This is a genomic window from Methylocystis sp., assembly GCF_051061225.1.
Taxonomy (GTDB): Bacteria; Pseudomonadota; Alphaproteobacteria; order Rhizobiales; family Beijerinckiaceae; genus Methylocystis.
The window spans coordinates 32,009-48,580 of sequence record NZ_JBPFEB010000129.1 but is presented as its reverse complement, the minus strand read 5'-3'; the positions used below and the strand labels follow the sequence as shown (position 1 = coordinate 48,580).

Sequence of the window (16,572 nt, the reverse complement as noted above, 5' to 3'; positions counted from 1 at the left end):
CTGGCTCTGGCCGAAGCGCTCAGGACCTCCATCCAGCAAGAGGCCGAGCGGGAGGCCGCGAACGAGGGCCGGCGCTCATTCCGAGTCTCATTGTAAGGGCCGGACGGAACGCCTCGGCATGGCCTGCCCCTCACCCAGCCCTCTCCCCGTAAACGGTGAGAGGGATGAGGGGCAGGCTGTGCCTGAGGGGCCATTCCACCGTCTGAGCAAATAACAGCCACAATTTGCAACTTAGTATGTGTGTCAATCTGGCGCACAAGGAGGGGCTTGTGCGGCTCCGCGCCAGCGAGCTGGGGGCTCTTTGTCCGGGACGTGGTCCCGGTAATCGGTCGATGCGAGCCCCGGCGGCGCGGGGCGCGCGGGCGCTGCGCCGGGAGCGCGGCCTCCGTCATCGACCTCGTGCCCGGAGTAATCAGTATGAGCGTTTTTCTCGATAACCACGGTCGCAGAAGCGACTATGAGCCCGAGGCGTTTCGGGGCGGAGCGAAACTCCCGGGCCGGAAGGCCCCGCCTCGCCGCCGCGCCGATGACGCGCCGCTGTGGGGCTTTTCCTATGATCGCGCGGAAGGCTTCATCCATCTCCTGCTGGCGTTCACTCTGGTTGGCGGCGCCGCGGCGATGTTGTGGACGCTGGTTCCGCCCGTGACCGACAAGAGGGGCGCGGCGGCGAAGGTCGCGGTTGCGGTCCCCGCGCCACAGCCACAGCCACAGCCGCAGACCCGGCCGGAAAAGCCTGCGCCGGCGATGCAGAACGTCGAAAAGACTTCGGAAATTCAAGCGGACCCGGCGCATGCGCCGATTTCCGCGCCTGCGCAGGCGACGGCAGCGTCGCTTGCGCCGATCGCCGCCGCCCCGGCCCCGCTGGCGCCGCCTCCGGCGGAGATGCGCGCTCGGCTCGGCGCGCCTGTCACGGAGCCCGCCAGGGAAATGGCCATGGCCGAGGCCAGCCCGGAGCCAGAGCCCGCCGCCGTGGCCGCGCCGGCGCCCGCCGCGCGGGAACTGGCCCCGCCGCCCGCGCAAAGGACCGCCGAGGAGCCACGGGCCGATGCGCCCGAGAGCGACCGCAGCCGCATGGCGCATTGCTATGTGAAGCTTTCCGGACGCGTGACGATCAGCGGGACCTGCAGGGTTCAGCGCACCGATGACGGCCTGATTTTCCAGTTGCCTGGCAAGCCGCTTGAAATCGCACATGCGCATGGGCGCGTCTGGACGGCGACGCTCGGCGGCCGAACGATCGGCAAAGTCTACAAGAGCGGCTCCTGCTGGGGCGGGCGCGGTTTCTACGCCTGCCAGAACGGCTGACGTTCCCAGCCTGCGATCACAACAGCAATCTCGCCCGCGCCCGGAGACGGACGCGGGCGTCTCTTTTTATTGCTCGCCGGGATGGACATGGGGTTGCGTCCCGGCCTCGGCCTCTGGCGCATGAGGCGGCAGCTTTTTCTTGCCGGCCAGCGTCTTGGCGATGATCGGCTCGGTGGTGGAGGTCCACTCGGGGCCGGCGGCGGCGATGGGGGTCTCTCCCGCGCCCGGGACGATATGCACGAGCCTGTAGCCGCGCGCCTTCAGCTCCTTGAGGAACTCGGGCAGCATTTGCGCCGTCTGGGCCTTGGAGTCGTGGAACAGCACGATTCCCTTGCCGGCTTTCTCGAGCCGGCTCATGACCAGATCCAGCTCGCCCTTGGGCGACATGGGCGACCAGTCGGAGGCCCACAGATCCGACCCGAAAATCGTGTAGCCGCGCCCTTCGAGCCAGCGCACGAGTTCGGGAGTGTCCGCGAAGCCGGGAAAGCGGAAGAAAGGCGCGACCTTGCCGCCCGCGGCCTTTTCGACCGCCTTGATCCCTTTCTCGACGTCCGCCTTGGCGTCGCCCTCGTCGAGCAGCCGAAGCGTCACGGCCGGGTGGCTGTAGGAGTGGTTGCCGATGGTGTGACCCTCGGCGGCCGCGCGCTTCACCAGCGCGGGCGTCTCCTCCGCGTTGCGGCCGATGACGAAGAACGTCGCGCGGGCGCATTCCCTGTCGAGGGCGTCGAGCACCTTCGCGGTCGGCGGCGCCGGGCCGTCGTCGAAGGTCAGGATCACTTCGTGGTCCTGCAGGTCGAGAGTGCGCGGGTAGCTTTGCAGACCAACGGCGGCGCCCTTCGGGCCGATCTCGATCGTGCGGGAGACATTGAGCGCGTCCGGCCCGCATTCGCGGGCGCCGGCGGGCAGGGCGAGGCCGAGCGGGAGCAGTCCGAGAAGGGCGACGCGGGAAATTTTGATCATGCTGGTTTTGCCGGTTTGCATCCGCGCGCGCGCGGGTTAGAGAGCCTTGAGCCTTGTAGCGGGAATCGGCATGCCACTCGACCCTGAAGAAACGGCGGCTGGCGCCGAAGGTTTCCGCGAAGACGGCGGCGGAATGGACGCCGATTTCGTGTTCGAGGTCGAAGCCGCCATTGCGCTCGGCGACGCCGATCGGGTCCATGAACTGGTCGGAGGCCTTCACGAGGCCGATGTCGGCGCGCTGCTCGAACGCCTGAGTCACGAGGCGCGTCCGCGCCTCGTCGAACTGATGGGCGCGGATTTCGACTTTACCGCGCTTATGGAGGTGGGTGAAGCCACCCGCGAGGACATTCTCGAGGAGCTGCCGGTCGAAACGCTCGTCGAGGGCGTGCGCGATCTGGAAAGCGACGACGCCGTCGCCATCCTCGAGACTCTGGAGCCCGAGGAACAGGCCGAAGTTCTCGACGCGCTGCCCGCGCAGGAGCGGATCGTCCTGCGGCGCTCGCTCGATTATCCGGAGGATTCGGCCGGGCGTCTCATGCAGACGACGCTGATCGCGGTGCCGCCCTTCTGGACCGCGGGCCGCGTGCTGGATTTCTTCCGTGAGACCGATGGCGAGGAACTGCCCGACAGTTTCTTCGAGGTGTTTGTCGTCGACCCCGGCTACCATCTGTTGGGAACGGTTTTCCTCGACGCGCTGGTGCGGGCGCGGCCGGGCGCGCGTCTCGACGAGATCATGCAGGCCGACCGGCGCCGGGTGAAGGCGACGGAGGACGGCGCCGAGGCCGCGCGTCTGTTCGAGCGCTACAACCTCGTGTCGATCCCGGTGGTCGACGAATCCGAGCGCCTTGTCGGCGTGCTCACCATCGACGACATCGTCGACGTCATGCAGGAACAGGCCTCCGAGGAGATCAAGGCTCTCGGCGGCGTGAACCCGGAAGAAGAGCTGACGGACGATTTCTGGTGGATCGCGCGCAGCCGCTTCGCCTGGCTGTTCATCAACCTGCTGACGGCTTTCATCACCTCGACCGTGCTCAAGAGCTTTCAGACCCAGCTCGAGCAAATGGTCGCGCTTGCGGTGCTCGGTCCGATCATCGCGGGGCAGGGCGGAAATTCCGCCACCCAGACCATGACCGTGGCGGTTCGCGCGCTGGCGACGCGTGAACTGAACAGCTCGAACGCCCTGAAAATTATTTTCCGCGAGCTGGCGATCGGCGGCGTGAACGGCGCCGCCTTCGGGATCGTGACCGGACTCGTCGCCGCGAACTGGTTCCAGAATGTCGGGCTCCTGCCAGTTATGGGACTGGCGATGTTCACGAATCTGGTGGCGGGCGCCTTCGGTGGCATCATCGTGCCGCTGGTCGTCGACCGCTTCAAATTCGACCCTGCCGTTTCCTCCGGTCCCTTCGTGACGACCATCACCGATGTCGTGGGTTACGGGGCCTTCCTTACAATCGCCAGTATCTGGTTCCACTTGGGCTGAGTCGGCGGGCGCATTAACGCTTCGTTACCGGCTCAGGGGTAATTTGACGAAATGAGCTCGTTGAATTTTTCTGTAACGCGTCTCACCGCGCTCGCTTGCGCTGCAGCCAGCGCCGTGACCCTCGCCGCCTGCGGCAGCTCCTACGACCCGAGCTACGCCCGCCGCCCGCGCTTCGCCACCAGCGCGCCGCTCGTCAACGCCAAGAAAGATCCGACTTTCCTCGCCTATGCGGTGCCCGAGTCCGATCTGCATCTCTTTCCGGCGACGCGAAGCGCCGAATTCGCCATCCACGGCGTCGACGTGTCCAAATATCAGGGCGACATCGACTGGGAGCAGGTGAAGGAGTCGGGCGTCGCCTTCGCCTTCATCAAGGCGACGGAAGGCGGCGACAAGGCCGATTCGAAGTTCCAGTATAATTGGGCGGCGGCCAAGGCCGCCGGCGTGCCGCGCGGCGCCTATCACTTTGTCTATTGGTGCCGGCCGCCGCACGAGGAGATCGCCAATTTCGCCTCGGTCGTGCCCAATGAGCCCGACGCCCTGCCGCCGGTTCTGGACGTCGAGCCGACGCCGGAGTCGAGAAGCTGCAAGCGCACCCTCTATCGCGAAGAAGCGCTCCGCGACATGCGGATCATGCTGGAGGCGATGGAGCGCCACTACGGCAAGAAGCCGATCATCTATTCCTCGGTCGACTTCTATCAGGCGATCCTTCAGCCGGACGCCCTGTCGGACTATCCGATCTGGGTGCGCTCCACGAAATATCACCCGAAAGTCCGCTACGGGGACCGCAAATGGACCTTCTGGCAATATCGCTCGGACGGCCGCGTGCCGGGAATCGTCGGCGCGGTGGACCAGAACACCTTCAACGGCACCCATGAGCAGTGGCGCGGCTGGCTCGCGGCCCAGACGGGCCTGCACGCGGCTCCGCTCGCGGCGGCCCACAAGCCGGTCATGGACGACCGGAGCGGCAACAAGCTCATCGAGGACGACCCGGCCATGCTGAAAGGGGCCGAGAAGGGCTCCTATGAATCTGAGGGCGAGGCCCCGACGCCGCCGGCCGCCGTCGACAATCCGCCGAATAAGGGATAGCGGGGGTAGCCAGCGGGCGCATTTTCGCGTATACGCCCCGCACCAGTTTCCGCCGCGCGGCGAACACCCGCGCGGCCTTCGCCGTTCAGAAGAGAGAAGAAAATGGCCGTTCCGAAGCGAAAAGTCTCCCCCATGAAGCGGGGCTTCCGTCGTTCCGCCGACGCCCTCAAGGCTCCGACCTATGTCGAGGACAAGGACTCGGGCGAGCTGCGTCGTCCGCACCACATCGACCTGAAGACCGGCATGTATCGCGGCCGTCAGGTGCTCAAGGTCAAGTCGGCCGAGGAATAAGCGCGTCGCGCGCTGGCATGGAAAAAGCGGGCTTCGGGCCCGCTTTTTTTGTGCGTTGAACGGTGTGGAAAGGCCCCTCAAAACCCCTGAGGAGGAGCTTTTCCTTTTAGGACCGCTTCACCTGCGCCGCGCCGAGAAGCGGCAGGAGCAGGGCGCGTGGCGAGAGCCGCGCGCTCCAGACCATGGCCTTGTTCACGGCGCCGGGAATCACGATTCGCCGGCCCGCCATCAGCCCCTCATATCCCTGGCGGGCGACGTCCTCGGCCGGCACCAGCGCCGGTTTCATGGCGCCCATGATGCCGTCGAAGCTCATGCCCGCGCGCGCCTGAAAACCCGTGATCACCGGGCCGGGGCACAGGCAGGAGACCTTGACGCCGGCGGGCGCCAGCTCGTGCGAAATCGCCTCGCTGAACGAGCGGACGAAGGCCTTGGTCGCGTAATAGACCGCAAATCCCGGCCCCGGCATGAAAGAGGCCACGGAGGCGACGTTGAGGACGCCGCCCCGGGTGGCGGTCACGGAGGGGAGAAAACGCAGCGTCAGCGCCGTGAGGGCGCGGATATTCAGGTCGATCATGGCGAGCTGCTCGGCCTCGTCGAGGTCCGCGATGCGCCCCATCAGGCCGAAGCCCGCGTTGTTGACGAGATATTGGACGGAGAGCCCCGCCTCCGCCAGCCGCGCCGCGAGCATCTCCACGGCGCCGTCGGAGAGAAGGTCGAGCTCCACGACCGTCGGGCGGTTTGCGCCCTTGGCCGCGATGGCGTCGGCGAGGGCTTCGAGCCGGTCGCCGCGGCGCGCGACGATCGCCACCTCATGGCCCTTTTCGGCGAAGACGCGGGCCAGTTCCGCGCCAATTCCGTCCGACGCGCCAGTGATGACGGCCGCGGGACGGGCGTTGTTCGGTTCAGTCATGTGGGCGCCACTCACTCCTTGGGACGATACCAGCTTTCCTGCGGCGCGGACCCGAGGGCTTCGCGCACCTCGCGGCGCAGCTCCACGCGCTCGCGCGTTGACACGCCGAGCAGCTCCGCCACGCGCCAGACTACATTTTCCTCGAATTCATGCACGGAGCCGTCGGCGTGGGCCATGTCCCACAACATGCCGACCACCTGCCGCCGGCCTTCGTCGTCGAGGCGGCGCTTGAGGACGCTGGTGAAGCGGTAGAGATCGACCGCCTCGCGCTCGCTTTCCCATGCGTCGGCGATGAGCGCCCGGGCCTCTTCGGCCGGCAGGCCGAAACGCTCCTCGACGAGTTGCTGGATGCGTTTGCGCTCGTCCTCGTCGAAGTCCCCGTCGATCGAGGCGATGTGGACGAGAAGCGCAGCCGCGGCGAGCTGATAGTCGGCGGCCTCATAGGGTTTGGGCGCCGCGGCTTCGCCGGTGAGCTCCGCGATGAAGGATTTAAGCGCGTCGAACATGAGTTTCGCCCTGCCCGGGGAATTGGCGTCCGCCTTGCTATAGAGCAGCGCCGCGCCAAAGGGTAGCCGGGCGCACCCCGATGAGTCGCAGCGGCCGGCGCGCGGACAGGAGAGTGCTCCGGCAGGGTAGCTGCCTAAAAAACAGGCTGATTGACGATCCTTTGGGCGTCCGGAAGCCTGGCCGCCGGAATATGACAATCGAGTGACGCCGCGCCAGGAGAGGTTACGCAACCAACATGAGCAATTTCGTCAAGGCTGAGCTGCCGCTGACTGGTTTTGCCGGGCTGATGCAGAACTGGCGGCAGGATCTCGTCGCGGGCTTTCTGGTCTTCCTCATCGCCCTGCCGCTCTGTCTCGGCATCGCCATGGCCTCGGGCTTCCCGCCGCAGGCGGGCGTGATCACCGCGATCGTCGGCGGCCTTCTGGTGTCCCGGATCAACGGCTCCTTCGTCACCATCAACGGCCCGGCCGCGGGTCTCATCGTGGTCGTGCTCGCCTCCGTCCAGGAGCTGGGCGAGGGCGACGCCATGGCGGGCTACCGCTACACGCTGGCGGCGATCGTCTGCGCCAGCGTGCTTCAGACGCTGATGGGCGTCATGCGGGCGGGCAAGCTGTCGGCTTTCTTCCCGGCCTCGGCCGTCCACGGGATGCTGGCGGCGATCGGCATCATCATCATGGCCAAGCAGTTGCACGTCATGCTGGGCGTGAAGCCGGAGGCGGACACGCTCTTCCAGACGATCGCCGCCATCCCGGCCAGCCTGCGCGACATGAATCCGGAAGTCGCGGCCATCGGCGGTGTCGGGCTTCTGATCCTCATTGGCTGGACGCTCGTCACCAACCGCTATCTGAAGATGATCCCGGCGCCGCTCATCGTGGTGATCGTCGGCATGGCGCTGGGGCAGTATTTCGATCTCGACGACGAGCACATCTTCCTGTTCCTGCCCGACACCGCCTTCCTGCCGCATCACGAGTTCACGATCGGGCCGAAATTCCTCGTCTCCATCCCGAACAACTTCCTCGGGGGATTCGCTTTCCCCGATTTCAGGCCGATCCTGTCGCTCGTCTTCTGGCAGCAGGTCTTCGCCATCTGTCTCGTCGGCAGCCTGGAGACGCTGCTCAGCGCGGCCGCGGTCGACAAACTCGATTCCTGCAAGCGCTCGTCGGACCTCAATCGCGATCTCGCGGCCGTCGGCGTCGGCAATATCATCTGCGGCTTCATTGGCGGCCTGCCGATGATCGCGGAGATTGTCCGCAGCTCGGCCAATTGCAACAGCGGCGCGCGCACCGGCTGGGCCAACTTCTTCCATGGCCTGTTCCTGCTCGTCTTCGTGTCGGTCTTTCCCAAGCTGATCCACGAGATTCCGCTCGCCTCGCTCGCCTCGCTGCTCGTGTTCACGGGATTTCGCCTGGCGTCGCCGAGCGTCTTCAAGAAGACGCTGGCGATCGGCTGGGACCAGCTCGGCGTCTTCATCATCACCATCGTCGGCGTTCTGGCGACAGATCTGATCATCGGCGTCGCCATCGGCGTCGTCGCGGAGCTCGCCTTCCATCTCTATCGCAGCGTCAACTGGAGCGAGGTGCTGCGTCTGCGTCTCGAGATCGAGGAGACAGAGCCGGAGGTTTTCCATGTCCGGCTCGGCGGCGCCGCCTTCTTCGCCAACGTGTTGTCGCTCAGGAAGGATTTGGCCCTGCTGCCGCGCGGCAAGACGGTCGTCTTCGACCTGTCCGACACCTCGACCATCGATCATACGGTGATGGAGTTCCTGCATCATTATTGCGAGGACTATGAGCGCTCGGGCGGCGAGGCCGAGCTTTACGGTCTCGACAACCACGCGCCGACGTCGGCGCATCCTCTCGCGCCGAGGAAGCGAACGGCGGCGTGAGGGCGGAGAGGGGTCCGGGGCGCCGTCCGGCGCCTCCTTGGTCCCTTCGCCGGCTTTTTACCTGACTTTAAGTGGTGACGTTATAGCTTGGTCAAGACGGGCGCCGGCTGGCCGCCGCGAGGCGCGAACCGACCATTCGCCCGGCCCCGTCTGCTCTCCGGCCGGTACGGCCGATGCGCGATCAGCGCCCGCATGTCAGCGGGATCGCCGCGCGACATCGAAGCCGTCGACGCCCACCGGAAGAGTCCCAGCATGCGTCTCTCGATTTCAAAAGCCTTTGCCTTAGGCGGTTATCTCATCCTTGCCGGTTTGCTGGCGTCGGCGCTGGCGAGCGTCATTGCGCTGGAGCGCCTGAAGATCGGCAGCGCCGCTTATGACAGGATCATCACCGGGAAGGATCTCGTGGCGGATATTCTCCCGCCGCCGGCCTATGTCATCGAGGCCTATCTCGAAGCGCATCTGGCGCTGCGGGAGCCCTCCGCCGCCGCCACGCATCTCGACCGGATCAACCAGCTTCGCAGCGATTATCAGGCTCGGCGCGAGTTCTGGGCGAAATCCGAAATTCTTCCGGAAGACCTGAAGGAGGTTGTGGCCCGCTCGGACGCCGAGGTTCAGAGATTCTGGAGCGCCGTCGACTCGCAACTGGCTCCGGCCGCGCGTTCGGGCGACGCCGAGGCGCTGTCGCGCGCCATGAGCGCGCTGGCCGTCGAATATCAGGCACATCGCGCCATCGTGGATGAGCTGGTCGTCAAGGCCAACGCCTTCTCGGCTGCGGCGGAAACGTCGGCCGCGCGGGAAGCCGTCCTCTTCCGGGTGCTGATGTTCGGTTCGGCGGCCCTGGTCTTCGCCCTCGTCTGGGCCGCCATCCGCTATCTGCGCGGCCGGTCTTCGGATCGCCTCGTCATCCTGTCCGCCTATCTCAAGAAACTCGGCTCAGGCGATTTCGGCGAGCCTGTTCCGTATCGGGACGAGGAGGATGAAATCGGCGAGCTTGCGCGCGCGGTCAACATGTTCCGCGCCGGCCTCCTGGAGCATGACGAAATCCGCGCGCGGCGCGAGGAGGAGGAGAAGCGCCAGTTCGAGGAACGCCGGCGCGCCGAGGAGCGCGGCATCCAGACCGAGCGGGAGCTCGTCTCCGCTTCGATCGGCGCGGGCCTTGCGCAACTCTCCACCAAAAATCTCACCCATCGCCTGCGGCAGGAGCTTCCCGAGGGCTATCGCAAGCTGCAAACCGACTTCAACTTCTCGATCGAGACCTTCGAAAAGGCGATTGCGGCGGTGAAAACGGGCGTGGAGAATATTTCGCCGGGCGCCGCTCACATCGCGGCTTCCGCTGCGGACCTCGCGCGGCAGGCGGAGCAGCAGGCGGCGGGCGTCGACCGCGCGAGCTCCGCCCTTCAGGAAATCACCAGCAGCGCGCAGCAGATCGCGGCGGGGGCAGGCGAGGCGAAAGCCATCGTCCAGACCACGCGCACGGAGGCGGAAGAGAGCGGCGAGGTGGTCCGCGAGGCCGTGGACGCCATCAACCGGATCGAGAAATCGTCGCAGAGCATCGGCCACATCATCGGCGTCGTGGATGAGATTGCCTTCCAGACCAATCTTCTGGCGCTCAATGCCGGCGTCGAGGCGGCGCGCGCGGGAGAGGCGGGACGCGGCTTCGCCGTCGTGGCGTCCGAAGTGCGCGCTCTCGCGCAGCGCTCGGCCGAGGCGGCGAAAGAAATCAAATCGCTGATCTCCGCCTCCTCCGCGGAGGTGGGACAGGGGGTCGAGCTCGTCGGACTGACCGGACAGGCGCTTCAGAAGATCGTGACGCATGTCGTCGATCTCGAAGCGGCCGTCTCCAACATCACGGCGCGCGTGACCGAACAGGCGTCGAGCCTCGAAGACATTCAGTCGGTGGTCGCCCAGATCGACCGCAACACCCAGACCAACGCCGCGATGGCCGAGGAGACGACCCGCGCCTCCGCCGCCCTCCAGCAGGAGACAAAGGAGCTGGCAGGCATGATCAGCGCCTTCCGCGTCGGAAAGGCCGGGGCGCCGCCCGCTCCCGCCGCCGCGCGGCCGACGCGAGCCCCGGAAAAACCGGTCGTCGCTCTGAAAACCACCGGGCGCGGCGGCGCGGCGCTGGCCAATGACGCCGACTGGCAGGAGTTCTGACGCGGAGGGCCGCGCGCGAGCCGCGCGGCCGCCCGAACCGGACTCCGGAATTGACATAAACAAATCTTTATATCTTTATTGCCATCTCCCGCGCCGCCTGTTATAGGGCGCGCTGCGCCGGGACGCCGGCCATCCCGAGCTGAGGACAAGCATGACCGCCCATTTCAACGATTACGTCGTCACCGACATTTCCCTGGCCGAGTGGGGCCGCAAGGAAATCAACATTGCCGAGACCGAGATGCCGGGCCTGATGGCCACGCGCGCCGAATATGGCGCGTCGCAGCCGCTGAAGGGCGCGCGCATCGCCGGTTCTCTGCACATGACCATCCAGACGGCGGTGCTGATCGAGACGCTGAAGGCGCTGGGCGCGGACGTGCGCTGGGCCTCCTGCAACATTTATTCGACGCAGGACCACGCCGCGGCGGCCATCGCCGCCGCCGGCACGCCGGTCTTCGCCCGCAAGGGCGAGAGCCTCGAGGATTACTGGGACTACACCCACAAGATCTTCGAGTGGAGCGACGGCGGCTGCCCGAACATGAACCTGGACGACGGCGGCGACGCCACGCTCCTCATCCATCTGGGCCTGCGCGCCGAGAACGGCGACACCGCTTTCCTGGACAAGGCGACCAATGAGGAGGAGGAAGTCCTCTTCGCCGCGATCAAGAAGCGCCTGAAGGCCAATCCGGGCTGGTACCGCCGCAACGCCGAGTCGATCAAGGGCGTCACCGAAGAGACGACCACGGGCGTGCATCGCCTCTATATCATGCAGAAGGAGGGCAAGCTCCTCTGGCCGGCGATCAACGTCAACGACTCGGTCACCAAGTCGAAGTTCGATAATCTCTACGGTTGCCGCGAGTCGCTCGTCGACGGCATCCGCCGCGGTACGGACGTGATGATGGCCGGCAAGGTCGCCTGCGTCGCCGGCTTCGGCGATGTGGGCAAGGGCTCGGCCGCTTCGCTGCGCAACGCCGGCTGCCGCGTGCTCGTCACCGAAATCGACCCGATCTGCGCCCTGCAGGCGGCGATGGAAGGTTACGAAGTGACGACCATGGAAGACGCCGCGCCGCGCGCAGACATCTTCTGCACCGCGACCGGCAACGTCGATGTGATCACCATTGATCACATGCGCGCCATGAAGGATCGCGCCATCGTCTGCAACATCGGCCATTTCGACTCGGAGATCCAGGTCGCCGGCCTGCGCAACCTGAAGTGGCACAATGTGAAGCCCCAGGTCGACGAGATCGAGTTCCAGGACGGCAAGCGCATCATCCTGCTGTCGGAAGGCCGCCTGGTGAACCTCGGCAACGCCACGGGTCACCCGTCCTTCGTGATGTCGGCCTCCTTCACCAACCAGACGCTGGCCCAGATCGAGCTCTACACGAAGCAGGGCCAGTACGGGAAAGAGGTCTACACGCTGCCGAAGCACCTCGACGAGAAGGTCGCCTCGCTGCATCTCGACAAGATCGGCGTCAAACTGACGAAAATGACCGCCGAACAGGCGTCTTACCTCAACCTTCCGGCGAACGGCCCGTTCAAGCCAGAGCACTACCGCTACTGAGCTGAGCCTTCACGGCTCTCGTTTTCCCACCAGACTTGCGGCCCCCTCCCTTGGAGCGGGGCCGTTTTTTGTGCGATCCTTGGTCAGAAACACGATTCCGTTTAAAGAAAACGCGTCCTAGATTGGGACGATTCGTATCGAGAGCGTAGCCAGCGTGGGCGCGGCCGGATTCCGGCCAGGCTGACGCTGTTCCTTCCGCCCGGCCCCGGGCGTTTTGGAGGCTGCGCGTGTGGTCGGGCAGGAAACAGGCCTTCCCCAGGCCGGTCGCCTGCGGCGTTGTTGTGATGAGCACCCTGAACATTCTGGAGCCCGGTTCTCAGTGACGCCCGAGCTGGATTGCGCGCGAAAGGAAACGTCTCGCTAATGTTGCGATACGGTGGATTGTCTGGCGGTCGAGGACCGCGCTCTGCGCGTCTGTCTCCCGAGGCCCTCATGGGCGCGGCTGCGCTGGGCTTTATGTTTTTGCCGGTCTGCGCGCGTGCGGAGACCATCGGCGCCGCCGCGACCGCGTCGATCGACGCCGTCGTGATCAGCTTCGCCATCAGCGGCGGGCTCGCGCTTTTTTCGGCTGTGGTCGGGCTCACCCTTCTCGGCGAACGCAAGAGATGGCGCCGACGCGAGAGCGCGCTCCGGGCCGAGCTGGAGGAGACCCGCGCCCGATTCGACCGGGCGCGCGCTTTCGTCTCCAGCGAACCGCAAGCCTTCGTGGTCTGGGCGGGGCCGAACAGCGAAGCGGACGTCAGCGCCTCCAGTCTGGTGATCGACCCCGGCTCGCCGCCGCGCCGCATCCTCGCTTACGGAAGCTGGCTCTCGGGCGCGGACGCCAAGGCGCTCGAAGGCGCGGTCGACCGCCTCCGCAAGTATGGCGAAGGATTCAAGATGCCTCTCGCCGGGATTGCCGGCCGCTATTTCGAGGCGGAGGGGCGCGCTGTCGGCGGCAGCGCCGTGCTGCGCATACGGGAGGTCTCGGGGGAGCGGCTCGAGCTGGTGAGCCTGCGCGAGCGTCATGCGGAGCGCGGCCGGGCGCTGGAAGGGCTGCACGCCCTGCTGGATGCGGCGCCGGCGCCGGTCTGGCTGCGGGACGCAAGCGGAAAACTCGTTTTCGTCAATACGGCCTATGTCGCCGCCGTGGAGGCGAAGGACCGCGCGGACGCGCTCACGCGCGGGGTCGAGCTGCTCGATCAGGCGGCGCGCGACGACGCCGCGCGGGCGTTCGCCAAGGGCGACATGTGGCGGGCGCGCGTGCCGGCCGTCCTCGCCGGCGCGCGCCATGTGCTGGATGTGACGCAGGCCGCCGCGCCGCTCGCGGGGGCCATCGCCATCGACCGCCAGGAAATCGAGGCGGTCCGCGCCGATCTGGAACAGCAGATGCACTCGCATGTGCGCACGCTCGACCAGCTTCCGACCGCCGTCGCCATCTTCGATCGCGGCCGTCGCCTCGTCTATAACAATGACGCCTACGCCAAGCTGTGGCAGCTCGAGCCGCGTTTCCTCGATCAGAAGCCGACCGACGGCGAGATCCTCGACCGGCTGCGCGCCGATGAGCGGGTGCCGGCGGAGCCGGACTACCGCGCGTGGAAGGAGAGGCTGTTCGAAGCCTATCGAGCCACCGAGCCGGTTCGCCACACCTGGCACCTGCCGGACGGCCGTATCGTCGATGTGGTCGCGCATCCCAATACGCAGGGCGGGGTCACCTATCTCTACGACGACACCACCAAGGCTTATGATCTCGAAACGCGCTTCAATGCGCTGAACCGCACGCAGAGCGAGACGCTGGAGACGCTGCGCGAAGGCGTCGCGGTTTTCGCCGCCGACGGCAGATTGAGCTTCTGCAATCCGGCCTTCTCCCGGCTGTGGCGCCTCGATCCCGACGAACTTGACAAGAAACCTCGCTTCGAGACGCTGGTGGCGCAATGCCGCACGCTGCATGACAACGCCGCGACATGGGACGCGCTGAAGGGCTTTGTGACGAGCTTCAACGACATGCGCGAGGGGTTCACGCGCCGTATCGAGAGGAGCGACGGCGTGGTGCTGGACTGCACCGCGCAGTCGCTGCTCGACGGCGCGGCGCTGCTCACTTTCGTCGACGTGACGGCCGACGTGAACGTGGAGCGCGCGCTGACCGACCGTAACAAGGCGCTGCTGGCGGCCGAGAAGCTGCGCAACGACTTCATCCACCATGTGAGCTATGAACTGCGGTCGCCGCTCAACAACATCAACGGTTTCGTGCATCTTCTGGGCGCCGAGACGACTGGAATGCTCAATCCGCGCCAGCGCGAATATCTCGGTTACGTGAGCAAGTCCTCGGCGGCGCTGCTCGCCATCATCGACGACATTCTCGACCTTGCGACCATTGACGAGGACGCGATGGCGCTCGAAGTCTCCGATGTGGACGTCGTGGCGACGATGCACGCGGCGATCGAAGGCGTGCAGGACAGGCTCGCGGAGAATTCCATCGACGTGCAGATCGTCGCCCTGGACAATGTCGGAACCTTCCGTGGCGACGCCAAGCGCGTGCGGCAGATTCTGTTCAATCTTCTGTCGAACGCGATCGGCTTTTCGAGTCCGGGCCAAACGGTGACGATCGCCGCCATGCGGCGGGAGAATGAGGTGGTCTTCAAGGTGACCGACCGCGGCCGCGGCATTCCGCCCGAGGTGCTGGCGCGGGTCTTCGACCGTTTCGAGTCGCACACGTCCGGATCGCGGCATCGCGGCGTGGGTCTGGGTCTTTCGATCGTGCGCGCCTTCATGGAGCTGCACGGCGGCAAGGTGCTCATCGATTCCGTGCCGGGGGAGGGGACGACCGTCACCTGCGCCTTCCCGGCGCCCGAGGCGCAGGACGGCAGCCAGCCGGCCGCCAGTGAAGGAGTCGCGCAATGAGCGAGGAAAAGACGGTCAAGACCGTCTGGCGGGTCGACGTCGGCGATGAAGCGGAAACGCTCGCCCTGGCGCGCGACATCGCCACGCTCATCCAGCCCGGCGACACGGTGACGCTCGCGGGCGACCTCGGCGCCGGCAAGACGACCTTCGCGCGCGCGCTCATCCGCGCGCTGATGAAGGACCCGACGGTCGAGGCGCCGAGCCCGACCTTCACGCTCATGCAGGCCTATGAGAGCGACGCCCTCCGCATCGTCCACGCCGACTTCTACCGCATCGAGACAGCCGCGGAGCTGGCGGGGCTCGGCTGGGAGGAAGAGACGGAGGGCGCGATCGTTCTCGTGGAATGGGCCGAGCGCGCGCCGGAGGCCATGCCGGCGGACCGTCTCGATATTCGCCTCAGCTTCACCGAGGCGGAAAATCCGGAGGCGCGCCGTCTGACGATTTCGGGCCATGGCGCATTTGTCGCGAGGCTCACGTCCTTCAAGGCGCTGCGCGAGCTTCTGCGCAAGACCGGATGGAGCCAGGCGACGCGCAGCTTCCTCATGGGCGACGCATCGACCCGCGCCTATGAGACCCTGACCAAGCCCGACGGCGCGCAGGCGATCCTGATGATCTCGCCGCAGCGCGCCGATGGCCCGCCCGTCCGCTACGGCAAATCCTACAGCGCCATCGCGCGTCTGGCTGAAAATGTGAAGCCGTTCGTCGCGTTGGCCAATGGCCTGCGCGCGCAGGGACTCTCCGCGCCCGAGATTTACGGGGCGGACCTCGATGCGGGCTTGCTGATCGTCGAGGACCTCGGCCGTGAGGGCGTCGTCGACGAGAACGGCCCCATTCCGGAGCGCTATCTGGAAGCGGCCGCCGCGCTCGCACATCTTCACGCGCGGAAATTGCCGGATTCGCTCCCGGTGGACGAGGCGGGCGCCTATCAGATCCCCCCCTACGACATGGACGCGCTGCTGATCGAAGCGGATCTGATGCTCGACTGGTATGTCGGGCACATCAAGGCCACGGTGGCCTCCGGCGCCCGCGCGATATTCGCCAATCTCTGGCGCAACGCCCTGGCGGACATCGCCAGCGCGCCGCCGACCTGGACCCTGCGCGATTATCATTCGCCCAATCTGATCTGGCTTGCCGAACGCGAGGGCGTTCAGCGCGTGGGCGTCATCGACTTCCAGGACTGCGTTCTCGGCCATCCGGCGTATGACATGGCCTCTCTCGGCCAGGACGCGCGGGTCACCGTGCCCGACGATCTCGAACTGAAGCTTCTCGCGCATTACACCCGCCTGCGCCGGGAGGGCGACGAGACCTTCGACATGGCCCATTTCGCCAAGGCCTACATGATTCTCGCCGCGCAGCGCGCGACCAAGGTGCTCGGCATTTTCGCGCGTCTCAATCAGCGCGACGGCAAGCCGCAATATCTGGCGCATCTGCCGCGAGTCGAAAGCTATCTGAGAAAGTCCCTGAGACATCCGGCGCTGTCTGAGTTAAAGTCCTGGTATGAATCCAACCTCCCCGGACTCTTCGACGTCTGATCCCACGCGCGCGGCGCCGCGGACGGC

At 66.2% G+C, this 16,572-nt stretch carries 12 protein-coding genes; 9 read left to right on the top strand and 3 right to left on the bottom strand.

From position 1 onward, the window contains the following. Nucleotides 1–417 precede the first annotated feature (417 nt). Nucleotides 418–1,302, top strand: coding sequence for a hypothetical protein (locus tag ACR652_RS22220; RefSeq protein ID WP_434508653.1), 885 nt, complete (start codon nucleotides 418–420; stop codon nucleotides 1,300–1,302). 66 nt (nucleotides 1,303–1,368) lie between these two features. On the opposite strand, the gene ACR652_RS22215 is transcribed toward ACR652_RS22220, so the two are convergent. Further along, nucleotides 1,369–2,262, bottom strand: coding sequence for a polysaccharide deacetylase family protein (locus ACR652_RS22215; protein WP_434508652.1), 894 nt, complete (start codon nucleotides 2,260–2,262; stop codon nucleotides 1,369–1,371). 70 nt (nucleotides 2,263–2,332) lie between these two features. On the opposite strand from ACR652_RS22215, the gene mgtE reads away from it, so the two are divergent. The 3 genes from mgtE to rpmF all read left to right on the top strand — a co-directional run bounded on the left by mgtE (nucleotide 2,333) and on the right by rpmF (nucleotide 5,119). Next, on the top strand, nucleotides 2,333–3,742 hold the full coding sequence (gene mgtE / locus ACR652_RS22210) for a magnesium transporter (RefSeq protein WP_434508651.1): 1,410 nt from the start codon (nucleotides 2,333–2,335) through the stop codon (nucleotides 3,740–3,742). Nucleotides 3,743–3,793: 51 nt separating this feature from the next. Then, entirely contained in the window at nucleotides 3,794–4,828 is a 1,035-nt protein-coding gene (locus tag ACR652_RS22205) for a glycoside hydrolase family 25 protein (RefSeq protein WP_434508650.1), read from the top strand. Nucleotides 4,829–4,930: 102 nt separating this feature from the next. Beyond that, a complete protein-coding gene (gene rpmF / locus ACR652_RS22200; protein WP_434508649.1) occupies nucleotides 4,931–5,119 on the top strand; it encodes a large ribosomal subunit protein bL32 in 189 nt (62 codons plus the stop codon). Between the two features lie 106 nt (nucleotides 5,120–5,225). Here the strand turns inward: rpmF and ACR652_RS22195 are convergent, their stop codons facing one another. Then, the gene (locus tag ACR652_RS22195; protein WP_434508648.1) at nucleotides 5,226–6,029 is read right to left on the bottom strand and encodes an SDR family NAD(P)-dependent oxidoreductase; all 804 of its coding nucleotides are present in this window, start codon (nucleotides 6,027–6,029) and stop codon (nucleotides 5,226–5,228) included. A gap of 11 nt (nucleotides 6,030–6,040) precedes the next feature. Then, a complete protein-coding gene (locus tag ACR652_RS22190) occupies nucleotides 6,041–6,535 on the bottom strand; it encodes a TerB family tellurite resistance protein (RefSeq protein ID WP_434508647.1) in 495 nt (164 codons plus the stop codon). Nucleotides 6,536–6,771: 236 nt separating this feature from the next. Between ACR652_RS22190 and ACR652_RS22185 the strand changes: the two genes are divergently transcribed. The 5 genes from ACR652_RS22185 (at nucleotide 6,772) to tsaE (ending at nucleotide 16,545) form a co-directional block, all read left to right on the top strand. Next, a complete protein-coding gene (locus tag ACR652_RS22185; RefSeq protein WP_434508646.1) occupies nucleotides 6,772–8,418 on the top strand; it encodes a SulP family inorganic anion transporter in 1,647 nt (548 codons plus the stop codon). 252 nt (nucleotides 8,419–8,670) lie between these two features. Continuing rightward, entirely contained in the window at nucleotides 8,671–10,575 is a 1,905-nt protein-coding gene (locus tag ACR652_RS22180) for a methyl-accepting chemotaxis protein (RefSeq protein ID WP_434508645.1), read from the top strand. Between the two features lie 151 nt (nucleotides 10,576–10,726). Beyond that, nucleotides 10,727–12,133: an adenosylhomocysteinase gene (gene ahcY / locus ACR652_RS22175; protein WP_434508644.1), complete on the top strand. Its 1,407-nt coding sequence runs from the start codon at nucleotides 10,727–10,729 to the stop codon at nucleotides 12,131–12,133. Nucleotides 12,134–12,565: 432 nt separating this feature from the next. Further along, the gene (locus ACR652_RS22170) at nucleotides 12,566–15,013 is read left to right on the top strand and encodes an ATP-binding protein (RefSeq protein WP_434508643.1); all 2,448 of its coding nucleotides are present in this window, start codon (nucleotides 12,566–12,568) and stop codon (nucleotides 15,011–15,013) included. After that, complete coding sequence (gene tsaE / locus ACR652_RS22165) at nucleotides 15,010–16,545, top strand: tRNA (adenosine(37)-N6)-threonylcarbamoyltransferase complex ATPase subunit type 1 TsaE (protein ID WP_434508642.1); 1,536 nt, start codon at nucleotides 15,010–15,012, stop codon at nucleotides 16,543–16,545. Before ACR652_RS22170 ends, tsaE begins: the two co-directional genes overlap by 4 nt. The last annotated feature ends 27 nt before the right edge of the window (nucleotides 16,546–16,572 follow it).